Genomic DNA, 23,594 nt, shown 5'->3' with positions numbered 1-23,594 from the left:
CAGCAATACTGTGAGGCGACGGCTTTGCTGCGTGCGCCGAACTTCCCTGCGCGCCGGCGTTCCACCGCCTGAAAAAGCCCGCCGCACGGTTGGGTGCGGCGGGGCCGGACGGGCGCTGTTGCACCACCCCGTCGAAGCCAGGTGAAACACGCCACACGCTTTTCCAATTTCGGTCGAAGGGAGTTCTGCCGGGCCGAGCCAGGCCCTGGATGTGCTCGAGATTGCCAAGGGCATGGTCCGAGGCAGGCGATCAATTGCTGATGCCGCTGCTGCCAAGGGCATCTGGTGCGGGATCTCGGAGAGATGCCTCATCGATCCGCAGCTGATGAATTCTCGCTGTGAGACCGAGCTAGTTCAGCATCTGGGCAAGGAACAGTTTGCTGCGCCGGTGACGCGGATGCGAGAAGAATTCGGAGGGCGTGTTCATCTCGACGATCTCGCCCTGGTCCATGAATACGACGCGGTCAGCGACCTGGCGGGCAAATCCCATCTCGTGCGTGACACACAGCATGGTCATGCCATCCTCGGCAAGCGCGACCATGGTGTCGAGCACTTCTTTGACCATTTCCGGATCCAGTGCCGACGTCGGCTCGTCGAAGAGCATGATTTTTGGGCTCATACAGAGCGCGCGCGCGATCGCAACCCGCTGCTGCTGACCGCCTGAAAGCTGGCCGGGATATTTGTGCGCCTGGTCCGGAATCTTCACCCGTTCCAGATAATGCATGGCGGTCTGCTCGGCTTGCGCGCGCCGCATCCTGCGCGCCCAGATCGGCGCCAGCGTCAGGTTCTCCAGAATGGTGAGGTGCGGGAACAGGTTGAAATGTTGGAACACCATGCCGATGTCGCGGCGAATTAGGTCTATCTTCTTCAAATCATTGGTGAGTTCGACGCCGTCGACGACGATCTGTCCCTGCTGGTGCTCCTCCAGCCGGTTGATGCAACGGATGATGGTCGACTTGCCCGAGCCCGAGGGCCCGCAGATCACCAGCTTTTCGCCGCGAAGGACTGTCAAGTCGATGTCCTTCAGCACATGGAAGTTCCCGTACCACTTGTTCATCCCGGTCATTTCGATTGCCGGCGGATCGTCGGGATCGGGCATGGGCGGAACGCGCTTGGCGGCGGACGATAACATCACAACATTTCCTAGTGAGTGGTGGGGCCGCGCCGCTCCAGGAAGTCGGCGAAGCGGGCGAATGAGAACGAGAGTGCAAAGAAGATCGCGCCGATAAACAGGAACGTCTCGGCCGCTGGCGATGGCCAGTCCGGGTCGGCCAGCGCCGCTTTGCCGGAGCTGATCAGGTCGAACAGGCCGACGACCAGGACAAGGCTGGTGTTCTTGATCATGACGATGATGGTGTTGGCCAGCGCCGGGATCGCCACCCGGATCGCCTGCGGCAGAATGACCAGATATTGCGTGCGCCAGAAGGGCAGGCCGAGCGCCGCCGCGGCCTCGTACTGGCCATTCGGAATGGCCTGCAGACCGCCGCGGATCACCTCGGCGAGATAGGCCGCGGCGAAGATGGTGAGGGCGACCAGCGCGCGGACGAACTTGTCAGGCAACAGGGCCTCGGGCAGGAACAGCGGCATCATGATCGATGCCACGAACAGGATCGACAAGAGTGGTAGCCCGCGCACCGATTCTATCAGGACCACAGCGCCGATGCGTATCATCGGCATTGTCGAGCGCCTGGCCAGCGCCAGGAGGATGCCGACGGGGAAGGCGACGCCGATGGAAACGACGGTGAGGATGAGTGTGACCGGCAGGCCGCCCCAGGACGAGGTCGGAACCTCGGTCAGGCCGAAACCGCCGGCCATCAGCCAGAAGATCAACACGAGCGCAACCACCCAGAGCGCCGCCAGCCGCGGAGCCCAGCTTGCAGGCCGCACCGACCAACCGAGCAGCGCCAGGATGAGCAGACACACGAGGGCAGGACGCCAGCGCTCGTCGAATGGATAGATACCGAACAGCAGCTGGCCCGACTTGGCGTAGATGAAGCTCCAGCACGCTCCGGCGGCCACCCGGCACGCGCGTGGACTGGGGTCGAACAGCACGGCGTCGATTACCATCCAGTGCAGCATTGGCGGCACCGTGGCGACGAGCAGAACGCCGAACAACAGCGTCAGGACGGCATTGAGCGGCGTGCCGAACAGGAGAATGACTGACCGCCGCAAAGCGCCGAAGCGGATCTGTCCTGGCATTGGCTCGGCCGGAAGGGGAAGAGACAGGGCCTTCATGGTTCAGCGCTCCACGATGGCGATGCGACGGTTGTACCAATTGGCTGCGCTCGACAGGCTCAGGTTGAGGGCGAGATAGACGCCGAGGATGATGAAGACGCCCTCGATTGAATGGCTGGACTTGCTTATTATGGTGTTCATGACCGCGAGGAAGTCGGGGTAACCGACCGCGATCGCCAGCGTCGAATTCTTGACGACGTTGATAAATTGGCTGTTGAGCGGCGGGACGATCACCCGCAGCATCTGCGGGATGATGATCAGACGCAATATTTTGCCGCGCGGCAGGCCGAGCGAATGACCTGCGTCCCACTGACCGCGGCCGACCGATAGCACGCCGCCGCGCACGATCTCGGCGACGAAGCCGGTGGTGTAGATGGTCAGCCCGATGAGGATGGTGCTGAGTTCGGGCGTCAGGTCCTTGCCGCCTTTGAAATTCGACCCGGTGAAGGTCGGCCAGTCGACGGAGAACCTCGCGTCGGCAAACCAGAGCCCGGCAACGCCAACCGCGAGGATCACGGGCGCGGCCAGCGGCGGCAGCCATCCTCGTCTCGCCGCCGCCCAGCCGGCGGCCGCCAGTGCCAGGGCGAGAGCAATGACGAGCAATCCCGGGGTGGCGACGTCCATGCTGACAGCCGGCACAACAAAGCCGCGCATGGAGGCGTAAACGCCTGGCAGCGGATTGAACGCTTCGCCGACCGGCGGCAGCACCTTCCACCACAGCGAGTAGAGAAAGATCAGAAGCACGATCGGCGGTGAATTGCGTGCAACCTCCACCCATACGCGGCAGGTGCCCGCCACCAGGGGATTGTTGCTCAGTCGGGTGATGCCCACGACGAGGCCGAGCGCGGATGAAATGACGATGACGACCGCGGAGATGAAGACCGTATTGGCCAGCCCTGTCGCGATCGCCCAGTAATAGGGGTCCCGCGACTTGTAAGTGAGGATTGCTTCGGAGATGACGATCCTTGACGGCATCGTCAGGAAATCGAAGCCGATCGGGATGCCGCGTGCCCTGAGATTGGCAAAAGTCGTGCTGACGAGCAGGGCAACGAAGGCGGCAGCCACGGCCACCAGGGCACACTGGATGATAATCGATCTGGTCCTGGCGTCGCTCAGCATTTCGACCTCGACGGTTCGCGGCGTTGGCAGGGAAAGGGAACGGCGGGCGCGTCCCCTTCATGTGCAGCTCAATCCCAGGGGAAAGGATAGTTGAGGCCGCCGTCCTTCCACAACGCGTTCAGGCCGCGCTCAACCTTCAGCGGGCTGTCCTTGCCGAGATTGCGATCCCAGATCTCGGCGTAGTTGCCCATTTGTTTGATGACGTTGTAGGCCCACTTGTCGTCCAATCCGAGCGGCTTGCCAAAACCGGGCTCCTCGCCCAGCACGCGTTTGACTTCTGGACTGCCCGAGGCAAGCTTTTCATCGATGTTTTGCGAGGTGATGCCGTTGGCCTCGGCCCAGAACAGCGCATTGAGTGTCCAACGCACCACGTCGAAAAGCTGATCGTCATCGCGGGCGACCGCGACTCCATTGGGTTCGGCGGCCCTGCCGACCCGGATGATGTCGTAGTCGTCCGGGTTCTTGGCCACAGAGGCACGCTGTCCGGCTGCCGCGGTGCCGTCCGTGACGTAGGAATCGCAGCGGCCGCCAAAGAAGGCGTCTCGCGCTTGAACGGTCGAGTCGTAATATACTTTCTCCATCGCGATCCCGAACTCTTCCTCGGTTTCCTCGATCGCTTTCTCGGTCAGGCTGCCACCGCCCTGCAGGCAGACGGTCTTTCCGTCAAGCAGTTTGGGCTCGGTAATATTATCGGCCTTGCGCACGAGCATGCCGTCCGTGTCGTAAAGATTGATCCAAACGAAGCGGACAACCGTATCGCGACTATAGGTGATGGTGGATGTGCGCGACAGAACGTCGATTTCCCCAGTCTGCAGCGCAGCAAAACGCTGGCCTGCGTTAAGGGGTACGTAACGGATCTTGTCTCTGTCGCCGAGGATGGCGACTGCGAAAGTGCGGCAGATGTCGGAATCGAAGCCGCGATAATACCCCTTCTCGTCCGGCCGGGAGAGACCGGGCACGCCCTGGCTGGCGCCGCAGCTGACATAGCCGCGCTCCTTGATCTTGTTGATGACCGCCTGCGCGCTGGCGTCCACGGCGCCCGAAGTCAGGCTGGCCAATCCAATCGCCAGACCCGTGAGCCATTTCAGACCTCGATTTTGCATAGTCATTCCCCTTCTCGTTGAGATTGTAATCATTCGGCGGCCTTGGCGTCGGTTGCTGCGGTTCCGTTGCGCCGGGCTTCAGCAAAGAGTTCGAAGGCCTGGGAAAGGTCAGCCAGAAGATCTTCGAGCGCCTCAAGGCCGATCGACAGGCGCCAGACCGGGCCGGGCTTCAGCCAGTCGAGGCTGGCGCGGCCCTTACGCGGATCGCTGACGGCAATCAGCGAATGCACGCCGCCCCAGCTTGCGCCGAGCCTGAACAGCCGCAGGCGACGCAGAACATCGGATTGCAGTGGCGCCAGTTCCGGCCGCAGCACGAAGGAGAACACGCCCGACGATCCGGCGAAGTCACGCTTCCAGACCGCGTGGCCGGGATGGCCAGGCTCCGCGGGATGTAAGATCTGCGCGACTTCCGGGCGTTCCGATAGCCAGGCGAGGATCTTGCGCGCGGTGCCGTCCGCATGACGCATGCGCACCGGCATGGTCATCAGGCCACGCTCGCAAAGCGCACAATCCTCCGGTGAGACGCCATAGCCGAGGAAGCGCGCTGTATCCTTCAGGCGCCGGAACAGGGCATGGTCATGCACTGCGAGCGAGCCCATCAAGAGGTCGCCATGGCCGCCGGCGTGTTTGGAAAGCGCCTGCATCGAGATGTCGACGCCATGAGCGAGCGGCTTGAACAGCAGATGAGAGGCCCAGGTGTTGTCGGCTGCGACGAGCGCGCCGGCTATGTGGGCCGCGGCCGTGATGGCGGGCACATCCTGGACTTCGAAGGTGGCCGAGCCAGGCGATTCTACCCAGACCAGCCGCGTTCTGCCGTCGATCATGGCCACGATGCTCGCGTCCAGCCGTGGATCATAGGACACCGCCTCTATCCCGAGGGGGCCAAGAAAACGCTCGGCCATGTCGCGCGCCGGGCCATAGAGCGTCTCCGGGATCAGAACCCTTTCGTCGCCACGGCAGACAGCCATGGTGGCCAGCGTCATGGCCGCCATGCCTGACGGGACGACGAGAGCCCGCGATCCGCATTCCAGCACGGCGATATGATCTTCGAGCTGCCGGCTGGTCGGTGTGCCGTAAAGTCCGTAGCTGAACCCGTCGTAAAGACGCTCGACGCGACGCTCGAAAGACTCCAGATCGTCAAAGACCACGGTCGAGGCCCGCTCGACCGGCATCGTCACCGCCTGGAACGGTTCCTCGGAGCGCTTGGGAGGATGGACATGTGAAGTGTCGTCGCGTCGGTTCATAGGCGCAGATTAGCCGGCTCACCCATTGCCATCTATGACCGCAGCGATAAAGTTAATTCGCTTTTGATATGGGCTGATGATGAACCTGCGCGACATCGATGTCTTCAACGCGATCATGATCACGCGTGGCGCCGGCGCGGCGGCCGCGCTGCTAGATACCTCGCAGCCGGCCATCAGCCGTTCTCTAGCCAAGCTGGAGGCCGAACTCGGCTTCAGGCTTTTCGACCGCATTCGTGGCAGGCTGGTGGCGACACGCGAAGGGGAGTTGTTCCATGCCGAGGTAAAGGCCAACCTGGTCGGGCTCGACCGGCTCAAGCTGCGGGCGGCCCAGATCAAGGAGGTCGGAACCGGTACCATCCGCGTCGCCTGCCTGTCGGCACTCGGGCATGGGCTGGTTCCGCGCGCCATCGTAGCATTCTCGCGCCGGCATCCGCAGGTGCGAATCAGCTATCAGGTCCGCACCTCTAATATCGTGCGCGACCTGGTGGCCTCTGGCAGTTTCGATATCGGGCTCGCGGCCGACGAGGTCGACACCAGCGGCGTGCTGCACAGCATCTTCACCACACCGCGCGCCGTCTGCGTGATGCCGAAGAACCACCGGCTGGCGCGGAAGCAGATAATCACACCGGCCGATCTTGCCGACGAGGCCTTTCTGGCATTGTCACCGGAAGATACTGCTCGGCTCGCGATGGACAAGATCCTGGCCGCACATGGCGTGCGGCCGCGTATCCTGATCGAAACGCCCTACGGCCTGACCATCGCTATCCTTGCAGCGAAGGGAATGGGGATCGGGTTGGTCAATCCCACCGTTATTGCGGACGGCATGATTGGCGGTATTGTGGCCAGGCCATTCGAGCCAGCCGTCAATTTCCGCGCGCTAATCCTGCGCCCGCCGGACGGCATCAATTCGACCTTGATCACCGACTTCATTGCCGAACTCTATGCCGCTCGCAATATGCTATCGAGCGAGGCATAGGCAACTGGCTGGACGCCTGGTTCTAGCTGCACACGAATGCCATCGACGAGAAGCAGGACAGGCAATCCCGGTCCTATCCCTCCCCCATCGTCGAGCGGAGAAGGGCTTGCATATGCTCTGCCAAGTCGAGCTCACCGCGCGCCGCAATCTTCAAAAGATATCGGGCCTTGGCCCGGCGATCACCTTCCCTGACCGCAGGATAGGCACATACAGCCAGCAGCGCCCTTTCCTCAGCCCGGCTGGCTCCGTCGTGGTCGCGTTTACTGCCGCCTCTTTCGTGGATCGCCTTGCCGAACGCTGCGTACGTTGCCTTGTGCGCATTGATCCGCGCCCGCAGATCGCGGGACCATTCCCGGTCCTCCCGTCGCGGCTTTGTGGCGAAAGCCAATGCCCCAACCGTCGAGGCGATAACGGCGCTGCCGGAGTTGAGAAGCAAGGCGCGGCGATTGATCCTGGACATGGTGAACTCTCCTCTTCACTTCATGGGAGGCCGCCAGAACGATGTCGTAGGATCGGCCAGCTGCGCTTCCACAGTAGCATGACTGCCGGCGCATTCATGTCAGGACGGATGTCAACGTCGGATGCGTTTGCAGCCAGAGCATAGCTGGCGCGACTGCACGGATCGGCATCTCGCGAACTGTTCGATCAATTGTCCGCTCGGCCTCGCCCCAAAGAAAGGATCGCCATTCCCGAAAAACTCCACGACTTCGAAGAATTGCGATCCCTTGTCCGTTGGCCGTCGTCTTGGTGATTGCTCCATTTTGGCGTAAATGATGCGGCGCGGCTCACGCGGCTTCCTCGGCGGTGATGGCTTTCATCACCCGTTCGTGCATCCATCGTCCGGCCTCGTTAAGATGGAGCTGCCAAGCGGCTTGCGACGACGGCGACCAGGAAAGCCGTTGGCTTTCACCGCCCCTTGACTGCCTTCCTCCTCGCTACCGGCTATGCCACAAGGCTCTGGCGCCCCGTTCTCCGCGGTCATGCCGCAACCGGCGACATCATCGCCCCGATCCGGCACACAACGGGCATGAACTCCCGTCTCGACGACGCGGGCGTCGCCGCCGTTGCAAAGGCGATCGTCGCCATCCGCTGAACTGCATGCCCAAGCGAGTCAAAGCGACCCACATCTGACTCCTGCCTCTGTCAAGCAAGGACAGCCGTGCGGTGCTCGCGACGCTGACATTGGCTCTACCCGGCTAAACGCGGCGCGAGACATGGGCGCGTCGGACCATACCTCGACGCTTCGTTGCCCTTCAAGGCGACGATGACGGCCTCCTCCTCGAGCAAGAGCACTGTCGATCTAGGCTCCCTCGGACCGGTCGGCAAATCGGCCACCGAGGGCAATGAGGGGCAATTCTTCCACTTGAGACCAGATCCGCAGCTGGTTCGCGACCGGGATCATGAAACGCCCAGCGCCTTCACCATCGCCGCCGCCAGTGTCGGCGGCGTAGTCAGCGGATTCCGCAGCCGCACCTTGCCGGCGACCCAGCTCGATCACCGCTGGGGATGCCGCCGGCACCTCATCGGAAACCACGACAACTTCGGCGAAGCCCGTCTCGCGGGCTCCGACCGTGCGGCGCCACTTATAGATCGGGCTGGTCGCGACATCGTACTGAGGCGCCACCGCCGCCACTGTGGCCCCCGGGCGCGCGAATGCCGCGGCCAGTATCCGGCACTGATCCTCTTCACTCCAACGACGACGCCGCTCCGGCCCGATCAATAACGTCACATGGCTCATGCTGTGCTGCTAACTACGCTCGTAAGGACGACCTTAAGAGCGCAGCCCCGCTACCGTGCCATCCTGCCGCAAGGCGGCTTCGCCGGAGCCGTACCGTTCATGCAACCTCCGCCCTCTCTTCGCGTTTAGCCGCGTTCAATCCTGGCGAGCGAGAAAATGCCGGCGTTCATTCCGTTCACAATTTACCTAAATTGCAAACCGGTGGTGGTTGCTTCAATATCCGATGCTGCGAAAGCGCTTGAACAACCATGGCCATACGTGGCCAAGCCGCGGCGGCTCGAAGCCGTCCGAATGATCAAGGAATGCTTGGCCGGTCATTGCGACCAACAAGCTGCGATCGATGCCTTCAAGGCGGCCGCAATCGAACAGGGACTTTTTACGAAAAGGCCTCCGAGCGTAGGCCTCACGAAATTCGACGCGGTTCTTAGAGATATGGTGTGAGCTCATACCGCTCTGGCCATCTGAACCGCTGGAAGGCTTCGCCGGCATCGCTATGCCGACGGATTCCGCGGCGTCGGCATTCTCTGGAGAATGCGGCAGCGCTCGACGGAATGCGCTTCCACATAGCGCGGGCCAAGCCGGGAGAACCTGCCCATGGCTTGGAAGTGCTTCCGCCAGGTCGGCGAAAAGATGCACTCCCACGGAATACGATAGGCCGCTATGATTGCGACCGCGGCACAACCAGTTCCTCGAGCTGCTCCTGACTGCAAGTCCGGCGAGCCCGCTCGCGTCCATTCCGATTTGCAACGGCTAGTTGTCTTGCCGACTACCACACAATGCGCATGCGTTAGATTAGCCGCCCTTATAGACTTACCGCTGCCGCGCATCTCGTTTCGCTTGGCCGCCGCCGGCGGGATCTTGAGCGACGGCCTCCTGCCGGACTCAGCTTGCCCATGATGGCTTTTGAGTTGCGCTCACGCGCCAGAGACTCCCCCGTGCTTGGTTTCTCGATCAGCCGCCACGGCTTCCATTTCGAGCCGCGCCAAATGGGCCCTGATTTCCTCAGGCTCGGCGTGCTCCAGCCCGACGACATTGTTCCTCGTTTCCTTCAATGCAACGATAATCTCATCGAGCTTGGCATGGATGGCAGCAGTGTCGCGATAACCCTGGATCAGAACAACGCCGGTAATCACAATCGCAGCTACTGAAAGCGCATAGGTGATTACGCTTGTTAGGCCGAAAGGGACTATCGCAGTGCAGGCTATCATGGCCACGATGATCAGATAAAAGCCGGGCGGCCGGGACAGAAAGTCAGCAATTACAAAGAGAAATCGGTTCATGTGAATCCCCAACACAAGTGATGTAATCCGGTTGGGCCTCGATTTTGGGTGCTCGTCAATCCGGTCCGAAATGCGGACGGCTCTCGCCTACGAGCCAGCGGAATGAGGCTCCGGGACTGCGCGTGAACGGTTGCTGTGCAGTCGTCCTTACTTTCCCGCTTATGCAGGAGCGTGGCGTCCCCATCATCCTCTCCGGATAGGACGCGAGGGTTGGCGCTAGAGACACCGTCGTTCGTTCCCCCTTTATGGTTCTTCTCGGACTGGCCCCTCGCGTCCGCCTCGGGTTGCGGCTTACCAGCCAGCTCTTTTTCAAAACGCGGGTTTTTCGACATGGCTCTCTCTCCATTGAGAAACGCCAACTCGATGTGAGGAGCAAAGTTCCGCGGCCGGAACCAACGTCGTGCACGTTGCTTAGTCACCTGCTTCCGCTTTTGTACCTCGTGCGCAGAGGCGGTGATTACCGGCAGTTGCGGGGATCGGCTGGAACTCACAGCACGAAAGCTTGCTCTCACGCCCAAAAGGACAGATTAGCTGACTAACTGATTCACGCAGTCGGACTGAAATGGCAAAGAAGAAACGAAAGCTCGATGCGCGTCAGGTGTCACCTTCTCCAGAGGAGACTCAGGAGGCGGCCTTCTATGCGCGAAAAAATGCGGCTGACGAAGGACGAGGCGCTCAAGTTCATCCGCAACGCAAAAGTGCTGACCTCGGCCGCCGTCAGATCCTAATAGCCGCAGTCTTCAGACCGCGTTCTGCCGTGCCTCTCGCTGGCGCCTTAGTTCGTTGCGCTTGGCAGCCCGGTCGAAGTCGTCATGCCCCGATGAAAGGATCTTGGCGAATGCGCCTTGCTCCGCAGCCTTAGTCGCCTTCGTTCGGTCGAAAGCTAGGTGGGACAATCAGGGTGCGCAAACTTGTCATCACTGATGTTGCCGCTTCACCCCAGCTTTTAAGCGTGCGCCCTTCACCATTCCTTCACTTTATTAGCGCACGTTCATATACGGACATGTCGATGTAGCTTGTACGTGCCCAAAGCCCTGGCGCAACGACCCAGCGCCGGGGCTTTTTTGTCCGCCTGGTAATCCGCGTGTTCAATCCGCGGTCGCTCTCGATTCGAGCGCGACCGAATTACGCCGCAATGTCCCTTAGGCAAGACGCTGTGGGGCGGCACCGCGGTGCGAAGCGCGAGTGCGGAGGAACTTTCTGGCACTCCGCCAATTATTGTGCATGTCCCAAACAGCACACCCAGAACAGCCCGGACAGGAGCGTGAACTGCGCAGTCGCCCTTGAAGGCGCGCTCGCCGCTCTGGTGTCCTCTTGCATCGAGCAAGGCTGGACGGCTGAAGAGACAGCCACCGCACTTGTCTACCTCGCCAGGGAACACCTCGACCAGCTCAAGGCGACGCCATCGATTTAAGCATAGTGACATTTCGACGTCGCGGTGTCGGATTATTTGCATGCAAACCAGTTTTGCGACGCTATCCTCCCATCCTCAACGAAGATTTTGGGAGGAATGCATGGCTGCGCATGAGCAACATGCCGTTGAAATCATTAGGGACAAAGAGTGGTCGGTTCGCGTGACGGTCAACGGCACCACCACCACGGTCCCTTTTACATCTGAGAGCTACGCGCGTTCGTTTGCAGACGGTCAGGCCTTCCGACTGGGCGTTCAGGTCGCGGAGATCAAGAAAGCGGCCTAGCTGCGCGCTCGGCCCAAGACCGCACGGCTATTGAAGCCCGAGTCACCAAAGCCTGTTGAAATTACCCGTTGCGCCGCATAAGGGCTTGTGCCTATAGTTAGTACGTGGCTCGCACGAACAAACAGACTGACTGTGACGACCTTTAGATGGCGCCCTCGCTGGGCTGCTGCCCGGTCTGGAAGTGGGCCGGAACACTCCGTCAACAGGGATACGCACAGTGAACCGCTTTCAGAAACTCTCGACCGCAGCTCTCGTCGCAGCATCCTTCACGTCGGCCGCCCTCGCCGCGAATGACAAGCTGACGATCGGCATCGTCACCTTCTCGACCTCCGACGTCGACACAAACCAGATGGTCGACACAATGAGTCAGGAAGCAAAGTCCAAAGGCTGGTCGGTGGAAACGCTCAATGCCAATGGCGATCCCTCGCAAGCGATCACCAGCATCAAGCAACTGGCAACCAAGAAGGTGGACGCCATCATCGTCACGGTCTTCGATTCGACCGGCCTGGCGGCAGGGCTCCAGGCGGCGGCGGACGCAAAGATCCCGGTGCTTTCGGCGGGCGGCGGTATGGCCGAGGGTATCGCGCTTTCTGCAAGTACCGGTGCTGCGCAGCCGCTGATCGACCTGATGCTGAAGGACATCGGCAAGTCCGGAACTGTACTCGACCTCACCTACCATCCTGGGATTCCGTGCCGCGAACGAGCCGACGCCTTCGACGCGGCGGTCAAGGCAAATCCGGGGCTCAAGGCGACCTCGCACGAGATCAGCATCCCGGGTGCTGCCGAATCCTCGCAGGCCGCGACCAGCGCCTGGCTTGCAGCCAATGCCAACGCCAAGGGGCCGTTCGCCATCTTCAACTGCTATGACGACAACGCTATGGGCGCGATCGCGGCGCTGAAGCAGAACGGCCGCAGCGACGTGAAGGTCTATTCGTTCAACGCCACGGCACCCGCTGTCCAGGCCGTCAAGGACGGGACGATGACCGCCACGCTCGGTGTCGATCTGACGTCGGCAGGCAAAATGCTAGTCGATCAGATTCCCGATATCCTTGCAGCCGGCGACCAGTGGAAGCCCAAATCCTTCGTGCCGGGCTATACGCTCGTCACCAAAGAGAACGTCGATAAGTTCATGAAGGACAATCCGCAGTAAGCTCTGCCGATTGAGGTCTGGTCCGGACTTGCCGGGCCAGCCGGAATGCCGTCATGAGAGCCACCATGTCCGCTGATCATTCACTGCCCGAACCCCGTGCTCCGGCAGATGCGCCCGGCGTGCAGCCCTCAATGCAGTCCGGCCATATCTCGCCCAGTGCTCGACAGCCGCGCGCGTTGCTCATGCGCCTGCTCGGGACCTACGGCACCATCATCGTGCTGGCGTCGATGCTGGGGATCTTCTCGGTGCTGGAGCCAGGGACCTTCGCAACCGTCGGCAATTTTCGCAATATCGTGAACGACATGGCGATCGGCACCATTGTCGCGGCCGGTCTCACCGTGCCACTCGTTGCTGGTGATTTCGACCTCAGTATCGGCTATGTTGCGAGTTTCTGCGGGCTGTTCGTCGTCGGGCTGTTGAGCAGCAGCGGCTTGCCGATCCTACCCGCCATCTTCCTTGTAGTCGGCCTCGGAACGGTCATCGGCATTGTCAACGGCATTGTGGTTTCGAAGATCGGCGTGAACGCCTTCATTGCCACGCTTGGCACGGGCACTATCGTGGTCGGGCTGAACTACGCCTATTCGGGCGGAATTCCGCTGCAGCTCACGCAATCGCGCGAATTCACCAATATCGCGATCGGCCGGATTGCCGGAGTGCCGCACCTCGTCATCATCATGGCCGTCGTGCTTGCGCTGCTGTGGGTGATCCTCAACCGCACAGTGCAGGGCCAACACATCAAGGCAATCGGCGTCAGCCCGGAATCAGCGCGCCGCGCCGGCGTCGCCGTCGATCGCAGCCGCATCGTTGCCTTCGCCATCGCCAGCACCTGTGCTGCTATCGGTGGCGTGCTGATGGCCTCCAATCTCGGCTCCGGCCAGGTGACGGCGGGTGACAGCTTCATGCTGACCTCGTTCTCGGCCGCCTTCCTCGGCTCGGCGGCGCTGCGAGAGGGTCAGTTCCATATCCTCGGCACCTTGATCGGCGTGCTGACGGTCGCCGTCGGTAACAACGGGCTGGCCATGATCGGCGCGCCGATCTTCACGCAATTCCTGTTCACCGGCTGCCTTCTCGTCGTCGCCGTAGCGCTCGGCGGTATTGGCCGCCGCTATGCGAGGGGATAGGCCATGGCGCAGAAGATGCTGCTCAGCCTGCGCCGGATCTGCCGCAGCTTCGGCGGCATCCAGGCACTCGACCACGTTTCGCTGGACGTCGCCAAGGGCGACATACTCGGCCTCGTTGGCGACAATGGTGCCGGCAAGTCGACGCTGATCAAAATTCTGGCCGGCGCGCAGGACCCGACGTCCGGCGAGGTGATCCTCGAAGGGCGGCCGCAAAGGCTGTCGCCGCCGTCCGAAGCGCAACGCCTCGGCATCGAAACGGTCTATCAGGACCTGTCGCTGATCGGCACGTTCACTGCCGCCGAAAACTTCTTTCTCGGCCGAGAGATTGCGCTTGGCCGCGGCCCGGCGCTGCTGCGCTGGATCCGCCGCAAATCGATGGGCGACATCGCGATGCGCGGCCTCGAGGAACTGCACATCGACATCCCCGGGGTGCGCAGCAAACCGGTGGATCGCATGTCCGGCGGCCAGCGCCAGTTGGTGGCGATCGCGCGCGGTGCCTTTTGGGGCCACAAGCTGCTGCTGCTCGACGAGCCTACCGCGGCGCTCGGCGTGCGCGAATCCCGTGAGGTGCTCGACCTCATCAAACGACTCGGCGCCCAAGGGCTGACGATCGTCATGGTTACCCACAATCTCGATCATCTCTGGCAGGTGTGCAACCGCGTGGTGGTGATGCGCAGGGGCCGCAAGGTCGCCGATCTCGCAAGTTCCCGCACCAATATGGAGGAGGTTGTTGCTTACATCACCGGCGCCAGGCAGCCGGCGACCGCGCAGGCGGACGCATGAGCGCGAGTGAAACGATGACGCTGCGCCGGCTGCTCGCGGATGCGCCGAGCCGCTGGGGGCATTGGGGTGCCGACGACGAGACCGGAGCGCTCAACTATCTGACCGCCGACGAGGTCAAGCGCGGCCTGGCGTCAGTGCGGGACGGCCGCACCTTCACCCTCGGCGTGCCGGTCGCGACCTCCCAGGGCGATGCCGTCTTTCCCGGCCGCTGGCCGGCGAAGCACTTCATGGTCGCCGACAAGGCCGGCTTCGAGAACGGCCACTGGCAGCCGCTTGCCGGCGGCCTCGAATTCGCAGACGACTATGTCACCGGCTTCGCCCAGGCCGGCACGCATTGCGACGCGCTCGGCCACATGTGGTTCGACGACACGCTTTGGAACGGCTTCGCAGCAAGCAGTACCAATGGCGGCATGACCAAGGCCAGCATCATGCCGATCGCGGAGCGTGGGATCGTCGGACGGGGCGTGCTGCTCGATGTCGCCCGGTTCCGCGGCAAACCGGTCCTGGAGCGCGCTGAAACATTCACGCATCGCGACCTCATGGAATGCGCCCGGGCCCAAGGGGTCAATATCCTGCCGCGCAGCATCCTTCTCGTTCGCACTGGCTGGGTCGGCGCACTGGCGGCGGGAAACCAGGGCGTCGGCGATGGATATTGGGAACCCGGACTGACCTTCAGCCTCGACCTCGTGCGCTGGTTCGACGAGATGCAGATCCCCTGTCTGGTTACCGACACGCTAGCCAACGAGACAACCTACGAGCCCGAGACCGGGCTAATGCTGGTGCTGCACGCCGCGCTGATGCGCAATCTGGGCGTGGTGTTCACCGAAATGGCATCGCTCGATCTGCTGGCCGCCGACTGTGCCTCGGACCGCCGCTACGAAGGCTTCTACTGCGCCAGTCCGGTCAAAGTGAGCAAAGGCACCGGCGGCGCGGCAAATCCAGTGTTCATCAAATAGCACCCAACACGGTGGAATGGCTTATGACTTCTGCAGACGACCAGATCTGTTTCCTGCCGGCCACGGAACTGGCCCAGCGCATCCGGCGCCGCGACCTGTCGCCAGTCGAAGTGACCGAGGCCTATCTGCGCCGAATCGAGGCTCGCAACCCATTGGTCAACGCCTATACGCTGGTTCTCGGCGATCAGGCGATGGAAGCTGCGCGTGCAGCCGAAAAGGCGGTGATGACAGGCGGTCCGCTTGGACCGCTGCATGGCGTGCCGATCGGCATCAAAGACCTCGACGATATGGCCGGCGTGCCCACATCGATGGGTTCGTGGGCGGTGCACGACCCGGTGCCCAAAACAAGTGCTGTGGCGGTCGAGCGCCTGCTCGACGCAGGCGCGATCGTGCTCGGCAAGACCAACACGCCGGAGTTCGGCCATAAGGGCATCACCGACAATCTGCGCTTCGGGCCGACCAGCACGCCCTTCGCGATCGGCTATAACTCCGGCGGCTCGTCCGGCGGCAGCGCGGCAGCGGTCGCCGACGGCATGGCGGCCCTGGCGCAAGGCACGGACGGTGGCGGTTCGGTCCGCATCCCCGCCTCGTTCAGCGGCACCGTCGGCTTCAAGCCCTCTTTCGGCCGCATTCCTTCGGTGACTCGCCCCGACGCCTTCTTATGGGGACATCCTCTGGTCCATATCGGACCGCTGACCCGCACCGTTGCGGACGCCGCGCTGATGACCAAGATCATGGCCGGGCCACACAACCGCGACCCGTTCTGCCTGCCGGATGACGGCGTCGACTATGTCGGCGCCGTTGCCGGGCGGACGCCGAAACTGCGCGTCGCCTACAGTCCGCGACTAGGCAATTTCCCGGTCGACGCTGAGGTCGCCACTGTCATTGCCCGTGCCGTCGATGCAATGCGAGGACATGGCATCGAGGTTGACGAGGTCGAGCTCGATTTCAGGGCGGATCACAAGGAACTGGCGGCGCTTTGGGTGCGCACGATCTCGATCCACTATGCTGCCATCGCCGTGTACTGGAAACAGGAGGGCATCGACCTGATGGGCGAGCACGCCAAGGTGCTCACCCCGCAGTTCCTGGCCATGCTGGAGGGCGCCTACAAGGTGTCCGCCGTCGACCATGCGCTCGACGATCTTTTGCGCACCGGCGTCCATGACGGACTCGAGGGTGTATTCGAAACTCATGACCTGATCGTCTCGCCGACGCTGGCGGTTCCGCCCGTCAAGAATGCCCCCGACGGCAACACGATCGGGCCGACATCAATCAATGGGGAAGCGGTCGATCCGCTGATCGGCTGGTGCATGACCTATCCGATCAACTATACTGGCCATCCGGCGATTTCGGTTCCGGCTGGCCTGACGGCGCAGGGCCTGCCCGTCGGCCTGCAGATCATCGGCCGGCGGCACGCCGACGAAACCGTTCTGGCGATGGCGGCTCAGTTCGAACGTATGCAGCCCTGGTTCCAAAATTATCCGGGGCTCGCAGGATAATTGTCTTGGCACAGCTAGATCGGAAGCTGCAGCAGCTCGGAAATGACCAGGCCGGCAGCGCCTAGCAGCGCGGCCCGGTCACCTGCATCGCCGGCAATGAATTCGATGGCGCCACCCGGTCGTGGCGGAACCATTGCGCGGACATGCTCCGCGATTGCACCGAGCAGGCGATCGCCGCCGAGCACTACATCGCCATGCATGATGAAAATGTTGGGCGCGACCGTCTGCTGCAGATTGGCAATGCCGACCGCGACATTGCGGGCATAACGGTCGAGCAGCTCAGCCGCCCCCGGCAGCCGCCGCGCCGCCATGTCGACGAGGCGGGCCGAGTCGATCAGGTCGGGTTCGGGCAGAGCCGCGCGGGCGGCCTCGCGCCGGAGCCAGCTCAAGGTGGCGATTGTGTCCCAGCAACCGCGCCTGCCACAGCGGCAGGGCTCGCCGTCGAGCTGCACGAAAGTGTGTCCGAGTTCGCCGCCTGCACCTGCCGTGCCGCGGTAGAGATGGCCGTCGAAATAGAGTGCGCCGCCCAGCACTTCGCCCGTGTAGACGACCGCGAACTGCCTGACGCCGCGCCCGGCGCCGAACCAGCGGTCACCCACCAGCAAGGCGCGCGGATGATGGTCGAGCTTGACTGGCAGGCTGAAGCGTCGCCCGAGCTCGTCGGCAAGCGGGTAGCGGTCCAGCGCCGGCGCGAGGTTGACAGCGACGATCGACCCGCGATCGGTGTCGACCATGCCGCCGACGCCAACACCGATGCCGAGGGGCTTGCGTCGCGCCCTCGAGAGCGTGTCGCCGACGCATTCGGCGATCGCCTCGATGATTGGCTGGACCGGCCCCCTGCCGTCCGGCAGGGCGATCTTGCGTTCCGACTCGATCTTGCCGTCGAGCGTCGCCACGCAGGCATGCACCGAATCCGGCATCAGCAGCACGCCGCAGATCGGACGGGCATTGGGCGAGAACCATAGCGGCCGGGCCGGCTTGCCGCCGCCTGGACTGGCAGGAATCGGGTCGCTCTCGACCAGCACCTGATCGTCAATCAGCGGCTGCACGATTCCAGAAATGGTGGTGCGATTGACGCCGGCAATGCGCGCCAGTTCGGCGCGGCTGGTCGGTCCGAGATCGAACAGGGCTTGCAGCACACGGCCGCGATTGGTCGAGCCGACCATCGAGGAAGACAGCAGCGCCTTGCGCCGGCGCGAAACCCGCTCCGCGCCGGACGCATCGCCGGGCGGCGTGAACAGAGCGCTGCGTCCGCCATTAGGGCGCCAGTCGTCGGCATCGTCCATCGTCGAGTTTTTCATAAGGGGCATCCTGCCAGCTCTTCTAACCCAGGACCTTACCGGTTTCGAGCACTTTGTGCGGGCAAGCAACAAACTATGCATTGCCAGGACGAGATGCATCGCCAAGGTTGAAAGATACCCTTGCGTTCCGTTGTAGACTAATGAAGCAGTGATGCGAGCCGGCGAGCGTGGTCCCCTACGTTGGGCGCCGTTTCGAAACCAAGATGTTGTGTTGGCGGAGACGGTGGTTGCGATGGGGACTATCGCAGAAATCGTACAGTGCAGGAGCAACGGCCTGGAACCTTTGGCGCAGCGAACGCGAACGTAAAAGATCGGCAACGACCGTCAGACCCTCACCAAGGCAGTGAAAAAGGTGCGAGATCGCCATTGGCAAACCCGCCGCACTCCACCACGAGTTGAGCATTATCCGGCCTTACGTTCGCTTTTTACACACCGTTGACGAGAAGATCGCCCGCTCCTCCCAAGCTGGCGAGAGGCAGGCTCGAATCTGCCGCCAGATCCCATAGCGCTTTGCCCAACGGCGAATGGCTTATCATCACGGCGCGCACAGTCAGCCGCCGATTTGATATCTCGCACTTCGTCCGGCCGCATCAAAACGGATCGAGGGGCGCGCCCTGTTTCTGGCAGCGAGCGCATTGGTCATTCGGCCCATCGCGCTTTTGTCGGCTGCAATGACGGTCGGGCCTTATTGGCAGCGCTCATCACTGGTAGAGGAACTGCGATACCCCGTTTCGCCCGACATCAGGGAACGATATCGGCCCTCATGTATTGGAGATCCATGGACACTATGGAACCCCAGGGCCACGGGATAGCGGCCGATATTTTGAAATCGGAAGTTGCCAATGCCAGGCACCGCATCCGCCGGACCGAGCTCGCGCTTCAACGCACTCAGGAAATGCTGGCCGAGAATCTCGCGCTGTGCAGCAGGATACGAACTGCGGTCGCGGCCGCAGACCGCTTGGTGAAGAACGATCCCCCCAGCTTTGAAGGACCTGGGGCGGGTTGAACTGGGCCGGCGTTTCATTCGTCGCGACCTTCAGGCCACCGGCGCCACCATTCACGTTCCACAACTGTGCCCGCCACATCGACGTCTGGGCTGCACGCTCGCAAACAGCCGGAACCAAGGGCGACCACAAGCGGTTTACCAATCGAAGGGACCGCAATGGATTCGGAAAAATGGAACTTTTGGACATGGAACTGGCGAGAGCCCGACAGCGGCTTAACCGGGCCGAGCGCTCCCTCGAACGTGCAAATGAAATGCTGGATGAAGGCCGCGGTGTCGGCATCAACATCGCGCTGTGCAGCAGGATCCGGGCTGCGCGACGACGCGTGGTCGAGGCGAGACTACGTTTGACGAAGATCGATCCTGGCAGCATGGACGCAGCTCGCACAGTTTGAGCCTTTCGAATCTAGCGGCAGAGCGATAGGTCGCAGGCGGGCCAGCAGCTCTGCGCGGTAGCGTGGGTCCGCCGCGAGCGGTACGCCGGCTCGGTGAGGCGCACGACCCGCGCGGTGCAGCGCCGGCATTGCCGTCGGAAGCGCTTGACGAGCTTTCGAAGGCATTGGCTCAGATCGGCGAACTGAAGCGTCTCGTCGGACAGCAGGCGGCTGACCTCGATTTTTTTTCAAGAAGCCTTGCAGCACGTCGGGAAAGCGCACCAGCGGAGCGGCGCGCCTGGCGGGACTACAGCTACCGGTCATCCAGTCGATGATGGTGTCCGGGCTGCAAGGCGTGATCGCGATCGAGCGGATGTGCGGGCTGGCTGGCGTGAGCCGGTCAGGCTATTACCGGTACTGGCAGGCCTCGTCGCCACGCCGCGAGCGGTTCGTTTTCGAAACACATTTGGCTGAAGGGGACATTTCGGCAAAAGACATCAGTCGCCGACTGACTCATTGCCGGTAATATGAATACGGGAGGTAGTGAGATTCTATCCAAGCTCAATGGAATAAGGTTGGCCCAATGAATGAACGCATCCAGGAAAGGTGGCCGGATATACCGTACGGTCCTTGGCGCAGCACGTGTTCCGCGCTGTACATTCAAATCATAGGGAAATAGCGGCTCGCCCGCTCATCGTGGGTGAACCATTCCTGGCATGCAACCCTTTACACTGACGCTCGCGGTTTCACGACCGGGCTAGTGCCAGATGGACCAGGCGGCATCGAATTGAGCCTCGATCTGATCAACCATGAGGTGGTCGGACGAGCAACCGATGGGCGCATTGCTCGGTTCCCGCTTGAGCCGATGTCGGTCGCCTTCTTTCACGGGCGCGCGTTGGATCTCATTCGTAGTCTCGGTGGGACACCGGAGTTCCATGGCAGGCCGAATGAGATTCCGCTGGCTATTGCGTTCGCCGAAGACAGGATGGAACGCCCCTACGATGCCAATGCTGTGACACGGTTCTTCAGGGCATGTGTGGCAGTGACGAACGTGCTCCAGATCTTCCGTACGGCGTATCTGGGCAAGGTCAGCCCGGTGCATCTCTTCTGGGGAAGTTTTGACATTGCCGTGACACGTTTCTCCGGTCGACACGCGCCCTCACATCCAGGCGGTATTCCGGCCCTGCCTGACGAAATCACCCGAGAAGCCTACAGCCACGAAGTCTCGTCAGCTGGCTTCTGGCCAGGTGGGGGTGCAACCGACTTTCCCGCGTTCTATTCGTATGCATACCCGATGCCGACCGGTTTTGCAGCTGCAAGAATTTCTCCTGAAGCCGCATATTACGATGAAAACCTTGGAGAATTTCTGCTGCCCTATGATGCGGTCCGGCTTGCCAACAATCCAGAAGACATGCTGATGACCTTTTTGGATAGCACGTATCGCGCCGCTGCTGAACTCGGTGACTGGGACAGGACTGCGCTTGAGTGCAAGATCGGGAAACCTCGACAACCTCGGCCAATGTGAGACGCAGAGATTCGACTGAACTGACGGCTTTTCCCGACTACGATTGTCGTCGTTCCGCCGCTATTCAGCATCAAGCCGGAGACATGTGGGACGCGGAGGCGGCACTTGCCAAGAGCCACACGGTCATCGTGCCGGACCTTCCCACGGCTTCCGTTAGCCTGTGCGTCGCCACCAATCTCGCGTATGCATGCCTGCCGCATCCGGCGCTGCGACGTGAGAACCTCATGCGAACATTGCTGCGTGCCCTCTTCCTTTTCTTCGGCTTCGCCGCCGCCAGCCTGGCACCGGCCAGGGCCGCGGCGGGCGATTGCGGCGATGCAGCCGCGCTGGTGCAGCAGGCCTATCCCAAGGCCCGAAAGAGCGCCGACGGCACCTCGTTCACGCTTGGACCCCACACCAGCATCACCTCAACGCTTCCGGAAAGCGATGCGACATTCGGCCTGATCTGCAAGACTTGGCCCGCCCACGTCGACCTGCTGTTGGTCGCAGTGCCGCTGATTGACACCGCTAACGGCGACCACCTGCATGTCGGCGATATCGAGCTTCTGGTCGTCGACAGGAAGAGCCTGCGGGTGCGCCAGCGCCTGCTCCAGCCCGGCCTAATGACGGATGACATGATTGTCATCGAAAAGGTGGAATTCGATACCGGCCGCTATGCACTGGCCCCCGGCGTCACCGCATTCGGCCTGCGCATCGAAATGGCACATCATTCGCTGACCGCTCCGTTCACTGAAACCGACCTGCGGCTTTACGCTCTCGTCCGCGGTGAACTCCACGTGGTGCTCGACGGCTTCGTGGTGGCCGGCTCTGGCGGCGATAGCGATGGCAGCTGCGCCGGATCCTTTCGTTCCAGCGAGGTCAGCCTGGCGATGAGCCCGGTGAGCCATCAGGGCTATCACGATATCACCGCGGTTGAGCGGTCGAATACCGATGATCCCGCCCCCGACCAGAATGGCGAATGCCAGTCCCATCCCGGCAAGCCCGTGAAGCGGACCTACCGGCTGCGCTATGACGGCAGCCGCTATCCGGTTCCCGCCGCACTCAATGTGATGGGGTTGTGACGCGGCCGCACACATCCCTGCCTTGGTTCGTCAATGTGATCAATTCCAGTTGAATGGCTATCGACCATTAATTCTCTCGTGGTAGGAGGCGCTCAAGGGGGCTCTTCCCAAAGGAGCTGATGATTTGTGGTGGTCAAGATTCAAAAGGGGTTTTGCAGGAACGTGGGACGACAGACTTGACGGGCTATTCTCCGCAAAGGTCGACTACGCCGGAAAATCCATTCTCGATGTTGGCTGCAATATGGGTGTTGTCGCCTATGAGATATCCAAGCTGAAACCCAGCTCGATCCATGGGATCGACATTGCCAAGCCGCATATCGAGACTGCAAAAATGTTATTGAGTGGCTCCCCGGTACATGCCCGGTTCGATCGCCTAAACCTCGGCAGCCGGCGTCTCGCCAATATCCTCCTACCGAAATACGATATCGTCCTGCTCTTGGCCGTCTACCAGCACATGCAGCGCAACATCGGTAGGGAAAAGGCGCGGAGCGTGCTTTCCAAGATTGTCAGGCGCACCTCAAACGTTGTTGCCCGCGTTCCGCCTGGAATGGATAGCGAATTCATCGAAACGCTTGGCGAGGAGGGATTTCAAGTCAGGAGCGCGTACACATCGCCTCTTGGTAGTCATGTGCTCGTGCTTGAGAAACCCGCCTTAGGAACTCCGCAGCCATAAGACGACGCATCGCCGGTGGTGTTAATCTACTGGACGTCCATGGGCCAGCAGCAGGCGCCGACCCGCTGCCTGCTGCCGGGTCCCAACAGGGCGGGCTCACGGGTCTTGCTGGAGGTCGAGGCTTTCCGGAGTTCGATTTCATTGCCGTTCGCCAGACAATGCCTTTCAAACGCGAGTATCACGTGGTGCCGATCCGCGCCCTCGGTGGCCGCAACGCCGGGCCGATGTTCCGGCAGCCGCCGGGCGTTATTGTAAGTCGGTGTGCGCCGCGGCAGACGCTGTTTCGTGTGTTAGACTGCCTGCATGGAAATCGACACCGACAAGATCGACGATGCCGCTCTGGCCCTGCTTTGGCTAACCCTGAACAGAGGCGCGCCTGGAAGGGATTGGATTGGGATGCTCTGGATCGCCTGCACAAGAAGGGGCTGATCTCGAATCCAGCAAGCAAGGCAAAGTCGGTGATTCTGACTGATGAGGGCCTGCGACGCGCGGAAGAACTGTTCCGCACCCTGTTCAGGCGGCCGGAGCCACGAGCGTGGGTGTTCCGGTTCCCCGGCCAGGGGGCGCGCAGCGCCCATGGGCCGGGGGCATGGCTATGATTTCGGGCGACGGTTTTGTGGTAGGTTTCGGGCGTGGCTTAACGAATCGTCGGGAACGGTTTGAGCTACTTTGAAGGTTCGGCGCGCGCGGCGATCCCCTCATACCATTGCGCCTCATCTGGCGATGGCTACTTTGCTCTTTAGGAAATGAAGGATC

At 61.9% G+C, this 23,594-nt stretch carries 22 protein-coding genes and 4 pseudogenes; 16 read left to right on the top strand and 10 right to left on the bottom strand.

Going from position 1 to position 23,594, the window contains the following annotated elements; genetic code table 11:
* Positions 1 to 349 precede the first annotated feature (349 nt).
* From AC0L2P_RS17755 to AC0L2P_RS17735, 5 genes are all read right to left on the bottom strand, one after another.
* A complete protein-coding gene (locus AC0L2P_RS17755) occupies positions 350 to 1,132 on the bottom strand; it encodes an amino acid ABC transporter ATP-binding protein (RefSeq protein WP_473502613.1) in 783 nt (260 codons plus the stop codon).
* Positions 1,133 to 1,143: 11 nt separating this feature from the next.
* Positions 1,144 to 2,235, bottom strand: coding sequence for an amino acid ABC transporter permease (locus AC0L2P_RS17750; RefSeq protein ID WP_473502612.1), 1,092 nt, complete (start codon positions 2,233 to 2,235; stop codon positions 1,144 to 1,146).
* 3 nt (positions 2,236 to 2,238) lie between these two features.
* Positions 2,239 to 3,354, bottom strand: coding sequence for an ABC transporter permease subunit (locus AC0L2P_RS17745; protein WP_473502611.1), 1,116 nt, complete (start codon positions 3,352 to 3,354; stop codon positions 2,239 to 2,241).
* Positions 3,355 to 3,422: 68 nt separating this feature from the next.
* Positions 3,423 to 4,463, bottom strand: coding sequence for a transporter substrate-binding domain-containing protein (locus AC0L2P_RS17740; protein ID WP_473502610.1), 1,041 nt, complete (start codon positions 4,461 to 4,463; stop codon positions 3,423 to 3,425).
* A gap of 23 nt (positions 4,464 to 4,486) precedes the next feature.
* Positions 4,487 to 5,701 carry a trans-sulfuration enzyme family protein gene (locus AC0L2P_RS17735; protein WP_473502609.1) on the bottom strand — a complete coding sequence of 405 codons (1,215 nt, stop codon included), beginning with the start codon at positions 5,699 to 5,701 and terminating at the stop codon, positions 4,487 to 4,489.
* 76 nt (positions 5,702 to 5,777) lie between these two features.
* Between AC0L2P_RS17735 and AC0L2P_RS17730 the strand changes: the two genes are divergently transcribed.
* Positions 5,778 to 6,677, top strand: a complete 900-nt coding sequence (locus AC0L2P_RS17730) for a LysR family transcriptional regulator (protein WP_473502608.1) — start codon at positions 5,778 to 5,780, stop codon at positions 6,675 to 6,677.
* Positions 6,678 to 6,750: 73 nt separating this feature from the next.
* Here the strand turns inward: AC0L2P_RS17730 and AC0L2P_RS17725 are convergent, their stop codons facing one another.
* Positions 6,751 to 7,137: a hypothetical protein gene (locus AC0L2P_RS17725; protein ID WP_473502607.1), complete on the bottom strand. Its 387-nt coding sequence runs from the start codon at positions 7,135 to 7,137 to the stop codon at positions 6,751 to 6,753.
* Positions 7,138 to 7,593: 456 nt separating this feature from the next.
* On the opposite strand from AC0L2P_RS17725, the gene AC0L2P_RS17720 reads away from it, so the two are divergent.
* Positions 7,594 to 7,770 carry a hypothetical protein gene (locus tag AC0L2P_RS17720; protein WP_473502606.1) on the top strand — a complete coding sequence of 59 codons (177 nt, stop codon included), beginning with the start codon at positions 7,594 to 7,596 and terminating at the stop codon, positions 7,768 to 7,770.
* A 158-nt stretch (positions 7,771 to 7,928) separates the two neighbouring features.
* Here AC0L2P_RS17720 and AC0L2P_RS17715 read toward each other — a convergent pair.
* Together AC0L2P_RS17715 and AC0L2P_RS17710 are read right to left on the bottom strand one after the other, a co-directional pair.
* Positions 7,929 to 8,042, bottom strand: a pseudogene (locus tag AC0L2P_RS17715) (IS481 family transposase); the annotation flags it as partial.
* 244 nt (positions 8,043 to 8,286) lie between these two features.
* Positions 8,287 to 8,415 (bottom strand): annotated as a pseudogene (locus AC0L2P_RS17710) (hypothetical protein); the annotation flags it as partial.
* 156 nt (positions 8,416 to 8,571) lie between these two features.
* On the opposite strand from AC0L2P_RS17710, the gene AC0L2P_RS17705 reads away from it, so the two are divergent.
* Positions 8,572 to 8,856: a DUF982 domain-containing protein gene (locus AC0L2P_RS17705; protein ID WP_473502605.1), complete on the top strand. Its 285-nt coding sequence runs from the start codon at positions 8,572 to 8,574 to the stop codon at positions 8,854 to 8,856.
* A 473-nt stretch (positions 8,857 to 9,329) separates the two neighbouring features.
* Here the strand turns inward: AC0L2P_RS17705 and AC0L2P_RS17700 are convergent, their stop codons facing one another.
* Positions 9,330 to 9,695 carry a low affinity iron permease family protein gene (locus AC0L2P_RS17700; protein ID WP_473502604.1) on the bottom strand — a complete coding sequence of 122 codons (366 nt, stop codon included), beginning with the start codon at positions 9,693 to 9,695 and terminating at the stop codon, positions 9,330 to 9,332.
* 1,264 nt (positions 9,696 to 10,959) lie between these two features.
* Here AC0L2P_RS17700 and AC0L2P_RS17695 point away from each other — a divergent pair.
* The 7 genes from AC0L2P_RS17695 (at position 10,960) to AC0L2P_RS17665 (ending at position 16,901) form a co-directional block, all read left to right on the top strand.
* Positions 10,960 to 11,109, top strand: a complete 150-nt coding sequence (locus AC0L2P_RS17695; protein WP_473502603.1) for a hypothetical protein — start codon at positions 10,960 to 10,962, stop codon at positions 11,107 to 11,109.
* 100 nt (positions 11,110 to 11,209) lie between these two features.
* Positions 11,210 to 11,392, top strand: a complete 183-nt coding sequence (locus AC0L2P_RS17690; RefSeq protein ID WP_023679139.1) for a hypothetical protein — start codon at positions 11,210 to 11,212, stop codon at positions 11,390 to 11,392.
* A gap of 217 nt (positions 11,393 to 11,609) precedes the next feature.
* Positions 11,610 to 12,542 (top strand): sugar ABC transporter substrate-binding protein, encoded by a 933-nt coding sequence (locus AC0L2P_RS17685; RefSeq protein ID WP_473502602.1) that lies wholly within the window; start codon positions 11,610 to 11,612, stop codon positions 12,540 to 12,542.
* 65 nt (positions 12,543 to 12,607) lie between these two features.
* The gene (locus AC0L2P_RS17680; RefSeq protein WP_473502601.1) at positions 12,608 to 13,663 is read left to right on the top strand and encodes an ABC transporter permease; all 1,056 of its coding nucleotides are present in this window, start codon (positions 12,608 to 12,610) and stop codon (positions 13,661 to 13,663) included.
* A gap of 3 nt (positions 13,664 to 13,666) precedes the next feature.
* Positions 13,667 to 14,446, top strand: coding sequence for an ATP-binding cassette domain-containing protein (locus AC0L2P_RS17675; RefSeq protein ID WP_473502600.1), 780 nt, complete (start codon positions 13,667 to 13,669; stop codon positions 14,444 to 14,446).
* Entirely contained in the window at positions 14,443 to 15,402 is a 960-nt protein-coding gene (locus tag AC0L2P_RS17670; RefSeq protein WP_473502599.1) for a cyclase family protein, read from the top strand. The genes AC0L2P_RS17675 and AC0L2P_RS17670 overlap by 4 nt, the downstream gene beginning before the upstream one ends.
* A 23-nt stretch (positions 15,403 to 15,425) precedes the next feature.
* Positions 15,426 to 16,901, top strand: coding sequence for an amidase (locus AC0L2P_RS17665; RefSeq protein WP_473502598.1), 1,476 nt, complete (start codon positions 15,426 to 15,428; stop codon positions 16,899 to 16,901).
* A gap of 14 nt (positions 16,902 to 16,915) precedes the next feature.
* On the opposite strand, the gene AC0L2P_RS17660 is transcribed toward AC0L2P_RS17665, so the two are convergent.
* Positions 16,916 to 18,202, bottom strand: coding sequence for an ROK family protein (locus AC0L2P_RS17660; RefSeq protein ID WP_473502597.1), 1,287 nt, complete (start codon positions 18,200 to 18,202; stop codon positions 16,916 to 16,918).
* A 778-nt stretch (positions 18,203 to 18,980) separates the two neighbouring features.
* Here AC0L2P_RS17660 and AC0L2P_RS17655 point away from each other — a divergent pair.
* The 6 genes and pseudogenes from AC0L2P_RS17655 to AC0L2P_RS17630 all read left to right on the top strand — a co-directional run.
* Positions 18,981 to 19,208, top strand: a complete 228-nt coding sequence (locus tag AC0L2P_RS17655) for a hypothetical protein (protein WP_473502596.1) — start codon at positions 18,981 to 18,983, stop codon at positions 19,206 to 19,208.
* Positions 19,205 to 19,600 carry a hypothetical protein gene (locus AC0L2P_RS17650; protein ID WP_473502595.1) on the top strand — a complete coding sequence of 132 codons (396 nt, stop codon included), beginning with the start codon at positions 19,205 to 19,207 and terminating at the stop codon, positions 19,598 to 19,600. Before AC0L2P_RS17655 ends, AC0L2P_RS17650 begins: the two co-directional genes overlap by 4 nt.
* Positions 19,601 to 20,270: 670 nt before the next feature.
* Positions 20,271 to 21,104 (top strand): annotated as a pseudogene (locus AC0L2P_RS17645) (DUF5996 family protein); the annotation flags it as partial.
* Between the two features lie 83 nt (positions 21,105 to 21,187).
* Entirely contained in the window at positions 21,188 to 22,165 is a 978-nt protein-coding gene (locus tag AC0L2P_RS17640; RefSeq protein WP_473502594.1) for a PA3715 family protein, read from the top strand.
* 124 nt (positions 22,166 to 22,289) lie between these two features.
* Positions 22,290 to 22,838: a class I SAM-dependent methyltransferase gene (locus AC0L2P_RS17635; RefSeq protein WP_473502593.1), complete on the top strand. Its 549-nt coding sequence runs from the start codon at positions 22,290 to 22,292 to the stop codon at positions 22,836 to 22,838.
* Between the two features lie 303 nt (positions 22,839 to 23,141).
* Positions 23,142 to 23,362: pseudogene (locus AC0L2P_RS17630) on the top strand (DUF6429 family protein); the annotation flags it as partial.
* Between the last annotated feature and the right edge of the window lie 232 nt (positions 23,363 to 23,594).

It is taken from the genome of Mesorhizobium sp. WSM4836 (assembly GCF_055811815.1).
Note: the sequence above shows the minus strand (reverse complement) of the source record. Positions and strands in the feature narration are given on the sequence as shown.

Excerpts from the sequence above, each read along its gene's own strand:
- AC0L2P_RS17755 (WP_473502613.1), bottom strand. The coding sequence starts at position 1,132 with ATGTTATCGTCCGCCGCCAAGCGCGTTCCGCCCATGCCCGATCCCGAC.
- AC0L2P_RS17750 (WP_473502612.1), bottom strand. The coding sequence starts at position 2,235 with ATGAAGGCCCTGTCTCTTCCCCTTCCGGCCGAGCCAATGCCAGGACAG.
- AC0L2P_RS17745 (WP_473502611.1), bottom strand. The coding sequence starts at position 3,354 with ATGCTGAGCGACGCCAGGACCAGATCGATTATCATCCAGTGTGCCCTG.
- AC0L2P_RS17740 (WP_473502610.1), bottom strand. The coding sequence starts at position 4,463 with ATGACTATGCAAAATCGAGGTCTGAAATGGCTCACGGGTCTGGCGATT.
- AC0L2P_RS17735 (WP_473502609.1), bottom strand. The coding sequence starts at position 5,701 with ATGAACCGACGCGACGACACTTCACATGTCCATCCTCCCAAGCGCTCC.
- AC0L2P_RS17730 (WP_473502608.1), top strand. The coding sequence starts at position 5,778 with ATGATGAACCTGCGCGACATCGATGTCTTCAACGCGATCATGATCACG.
- AC0L2P_RS17725 (WP_473502607.1), bottom strand. The coding sequence starts at position 7,137 with ATGTCCAGGATCAATCGCCGCGCCTTGCTTCTCAACTCCGGCAGCGCC.
- AC0L2P_RS17705 (WP_473502605.1), top strand. The coding sequence starts at position 8,572 with ATGCCGGCGTTCATTCCGTTCACAATTTACCTAAATTGCAAACCGGTG.
- AC0L2P_RS17700 (WP_473502604.1), bottom strand. The coding sequence starts at position 9,695 with ATGAACCGATTTCTCTTTGTAATTGCTGACTTTCTGTCCCGGCCGCCC.
- AC0L2P_RS17690 (WP_023679139.1), top strand. The coding sequence starts at position 11,210 with ATGGCTGCGCATGAGCAACATGCCGTTGAAATCATTAGGGACAAAGAG.
- AC0L2P_RS17680 (WP_473502601.1), top strand. The coding sequence starts at position 12,608 with ATGTCCGCTGATCATTCACTGCCCGAACCCCGTGCTCCGGCAGATGCG.
- AC0L2P_RS17675 (WP_473502600.1), top strand. The coding sequence starts at position 13,667 with ATGGCGCAGAAGATGCTGCTCAGCCTGCGCCGGATCTGCCGCAGCTTC.
- AC0L2P_RS17670 (WP_473502599.1), top strand. The coding sequence starts at position 14,443 with ATGAGCGCGAGTGAAACGATGACGCTGCGCCGGCTGCTCGCGGATGCG.
- AC0L2P_RS17665 (WP_473502598.1), top strand. The coding sequence starts at position 15,426 with ATGACTTCTGCAGACGACCAGATCTGTTTCCTGCCGGCCACGGAACTG.
- AC0L2P_RS17660 (WP_473502597.1), bottom strand. The coding sequence starts at position 18,202 with ATGAAAAACTCGACGATGGACGATGCCGACGACTGGCGCCCTAATGGC.
- AC0L2P_RS17655 (WP_473502596.1), top strand. The coding sequence starts at position 18,981 with ATGGACACTATGGAACCCCAGGGCCACGGGATAGCGGCCGATATTTTG.
- AC0L2P_RS17640 (WP_473502594.1), top strand. The coding sequence starts at position 21,188 with ATGTGGGACGCGGAGGCGGCACTTGCCAAGAGCCACACGGTCATCGTG.